The organism is Mycobacterium sp. TH-M15 (genome assembly GCF_057473705.1).
The window spans coordinates 1-3747 of the sequence record NZ_JBYCLB010000339.1 but is presented as its reverse complement, the minus strand read 5'-3'; the positions used below and the strand labels follow the sequence as shown (position 1 = coordinate 3747).

The window sequence follows — 3747 nt, the reverse complement described above, 5'->3', positions numbered from 1 at the left end:
GTCGCGGTGCTGGCCGCCGCGGTGAGCCTGGCCGGCGCCGGGCGTCCGTCGTTCTGGTACGACGAGGCCGCGACCATCTCCGTCGCCTACAGCCGTTCGCTGGGCCAGCTGTGGCGGCTGCTGGGCGACGTCGACGCGGTGCACGGCCTGTACTACCTGCTGATGCACGGCTGGTTCACGGTCTTCCCGCCGACCGAGTTCTGGTCCCGCGCGCCGAGCGGGCTGGCGGTCGGTGCCGCCGCGGCGGGCGCGGTGGTGCTGGGCAGGCAGTTCTCGTCGCGCACCGTCGCCGTCAGCTCCGGGCTGGTCTGTGGCATCCTGCCCCGGGCCACCTGGGCGGGCATCGAAGCCCGGCCGTACGCGATGTCGATGATGGCCGCGGTCTGGCTGACCGTGCTGCTGGTGTATGCCATGCGCGCCGAGAGCGCCTGGGCCTGGCCGGGCTACGGGGCGCTGCTGGCGATCTCGGTCCTGCTCGACGTGTACCTGGTGCTGTTGTGGTTGGCGCACGCCGTCTTCGTCGGCCTGTTCGGACGCCGGCGGTCGGTGCTGGCCCGGTTCGCCGTCGCGTCGGCGGTGGCCGGCGGTGTGCTGGCGCCGTTCGTCGCCGCGGTGGTCGGGCAGGCGCAGCAGATCAGCTGGATCGCACCGATCGGGCACCGGACGGTCGAAGACGTCGCGATTCAGCAGTACTTCGAGCGCAGTCCGCTGTTCGCGCTGGCGTCGGCGGTGGTGGTGGCCGCGGCCGTCGGTTCAAAGCTCGGCGGATCGGCCCGACCGACCGGGGACACCCGGCAACTGGTGGCCCTGGCGATCGGCTGGTTGGTGCTGCCGACCGCGGCGATCGTCGTCTTCTCGGCGCTGGTTCACCCGATCTACACCCCGCGGTATCTGGCCTTCACCGCCCCGGCGGTGGCGCTGATCCTCGGCGTCTGCATCGGTGCGGTGTCGGTCACGCCCTGGCCGGCGGCCGGCATGGTCGGCGTGCTGGCCGCCGTTGCAACGCCGAATTATATTGGCGTCCAACGCATTCCGTATGCCAAATACGGGATGGACTACAGTCAGGTCGCCGATCTGATCGGCGCGAAGGCGGCGCCGGGGGATTGCCTGCTGGTCAACGACACGGTGAGCTTCATGCCCGCCCCGATGCGTCCGCTGCTGGCCGCGCGGCCCGATGCGTACCGAAAGCTGGTCGACCTCACCCGCTGGCAACGCGCGGTCGACCGCAACGACGTCTTCGACACCAACCTGATACCGGAGGTGGTCGCCGAGCCGTTGAGCCACTGCGGTGTCGTGTGGATCATCACCGAGGCCGACGACTCCAGGCCCGCTCACGAGCAGGCGACGACGCTGCCGCCCGGTCCACGGTTCGGCGGCACCCCGGCGTTCTCGGTGCCGGACGGGCTTGGTTTCCGACTGCTCGAGCGCTGGCAGTTCAGCCTGGTTCAGGTGATCAAAGCGGCGCGCTGACGGTGCGCTACCAGATCCGGACGTAGTCGACGAGCATCTGCGACGGGAATACGCCCGTGTCGGGGTTTCCGCCACCCGGCCCGCCGACCGCCAGGGTGAACATCGGCGTCATCCAGTAGCCCGGGATGCTGAACGGCCACCGCAGGTCACTCGGGTTGCCGTGCACCGGGATGGGCTTCGGCGGGACGCTGAAGTACGGTGTCCCGTCACGCCAGAAATGGAAACCGTCCTCGTACCAGCCCATCCGCCAGGTGTGCCAGGCGCCGTCCACCATGCCGGGGATGGATTTGCCTTCCCAGGTCTTGCCGTTGGATGCGGCGTGCACGGTGGTTCCCGGCGGCCAGACGCCGTTTCCGTACCACTCGAAGATGTCGACCTCGCCGTCCGGGTCGGGATCCTCGTTGACCGCCCAGAACGACGGCCAGTTGCCGTCGGTCAGGCAGTCCAGTTTTATCCGCGCCTCCCAGGTGGTGCCCATCCCCGCGCGCCAGTTGCCGCGCACCTTGCCGCTGTAGAACGTGTCGCCTTCATGGCTGGCCTGCAGCACCAGGTTGGAGTTGCCGTCGAGGAACACGTTCTGCGCGCGGTACTGCCCGAGCACCGGCGGCCAGGTGTCGTCCTGCCAGGTCTGCACCGTCCAGTTGGCCGGGTCGGGGCCCTGGCCGGCCGGGCCGTCGAAGTCGTCGGCGAAGATGTAGGCGCCGGGCGCACCGGCCGGTGCGGCGGGCGCGGTCGGGTAGGCGTGCGCCTGCGGGACGCGGGTTGCGACCGCCGCCAGCGCGCCGAGCCCAGACATCATCAACATGCTGCGCCGATCCATCTGGCGACCCTATCAGCGGCGCTCGGCTGCCGCCGGTCGGGTGCTGGGCCGCGCCGACACCGGCTACCCGCGCTGGCGCTCGAACTGCACATGCGCCCGCATCAGCTCGCCGGGGTTGGTCTGCGCCGCCAGCAGCGACAGCTCCCCGCAGAGCACCCCGGCCGCCGCGAACACCGCCAGCCGGTGCGCGTTCTCGGCCGGGCCGCGCTCGGCGGTGCAGCCCAGCCGCTCCAGGTTGTCCCGGACGAAGTCCAGGTCCTTGCCGCTGCCCACCGCACCGACGATCAGGTTCGGCACCGTGCAGGAGAAGTACAGATCGCCGTCGCGGTCCTCGACCACCGTCACCCCCTGCGAGCCCTCGACGATGTTGGCCGCGTCCTGGCCGGTCGCCAGGTAGAAGCCGAGCAGCATGTTGGCGTAGTGGGCGTTGGCCGACCGGATGCCGCCGGCCAGCATGGTGCCGATCAGGTTCTTGCGCACGTTGAGCTCGGCGATCTTGGCCGCGGTGGTGTGCAACCGCTGCTGCACCACCTCGCGTGGCACGGTCAGCTCGGTGACGACGTTCTTGCCACGGCCGAGCAGGCCGTTGATCGCGGTCGCCTTCTTGTCGGTGCAGTAGTTACCGGAGATCGACCCGTAGGACAGCCCGGGGATGGTCTGCAGGATCCAGGACAGGATGTTGTCGGCGGCCAGGGTGGCCATGTTGTGCCCGGACGCGTCCCCGGTGGTGAACTCCAGCCGGATGAACAGCAGGTTGCCGACGATCTCGTGACGAATCCCGATCAGCTCGGCGAACTTGCTGCAGCCGTGCACGATCGCGTTCATCTCGTCGAACCGGTCGTGCAGCTGCCGGGTCGCGTCGTGCGCGGTGGCGGCGTCCTCGGCTTGGACCAGCACCGACCGGGTCATCCGGTCGTCGACCAGGGTGGCGACGATCCCCCGCTCGGTCAGCATCGAGACCTTGGCCCCGCGGCCCACCGACGGCCACAACGGCGACTCGTAGGTGGCCAGCGGGATCTTCGTCTCGGTGCTGACCACGTTGCCGGTGACCTTCAGCGGGCCCACCCAGCGCATCGGCACGCTGGCCGCGGTGTGTTCGAAGTCCATGGTCTGTCCCTTCGCTAGGAGGTTCCCGCCGAGCGGGATCGCCGTGCCAGGCAGCCGGTCTCGATCCCGCGGTCGGTGCAGAAGGTGCGCAGCCCGCCGGTGACCAGCAGGTCGCAGCGGGTCAGATCCGCCGGGCGGGCCGCGCCGAGGACGGTCATCACCGCCGTCAGCCGCTCCAGCCAGCTGCGGATCTGGTCGACCAGCCGGTCCGCCCCGCCGTCGAGCAGGGTGCCGAGGAAGGCCCCGGAGACTCCGGCGGCCGCCGCGCCGAGCGCCAGCGCCCGCGCCACGTCCAGCGGGTTGCGCACGCCACCGGATCCCAACACCGGCAGGCCGGTTCCCTGCGCGTC

4 protein-coding genes are annotated in these 3747 nt (G+C 70.4%); 1 reads left to right on the top strand and 3 read right to left on the bottom strand.

What is annotated here, in order from left to right; genetic code table 11:
* A partial coding sequence (locus AC2VNT_RS08275; protein ID WP_486946396.1) for a glycosyltransferase family 39 protein occupies positions 1 to 1470 on the top strand: 1470 nt, incomplete at its 5' end.
* A 7-nt stretch (positions 1471 to 1477) separates the two neighbouring features.
* Here the strand turns inward: AC2VNT_RS08275 and AC2VNT_RS08270 are convergent.
* From AC2VNT_RS08270 to AC2VNT_RS08260, 3 genes are all read right to left on the bottom strand, one after another.
* Positions 1478 to 2290 carry a glycoside hydrolase family 16 protein gene (locus tag AC2VNT_RS08270; RefSeq protein WP_486946395.1) on the bottom strand — a complete coding sequence of 271 codons (813 nt, stop codon included), beginning with the start codon at positions 2288 to 2290 and terminating at the stop codon, positions 1478 to 1480.
* A 63-nt stretch (positions 2291 to 2353) separates the two neighbouring features.
* Complete coding sequence (locus tag AC2VNT_RS08265; protein ID WP_486946394.1) at positions 2354 to 3397, bottom strand: hydroxymethylglutaryl-CoA reductase; 1044 nt, start codon at positions 3395 to 3397, stop codon at positions 2354 to 2356.
* 14 nt (positions 3398 to 3411) lie between these two features.
* On the bottom strand, positions 3412 to 3747 hold a 336-nt coding region (locus AC2VNT_RS08260; protein WP_486946393.1), incomplete at its 5' end, for an alpha-hydroxy-acid oxidizing protein.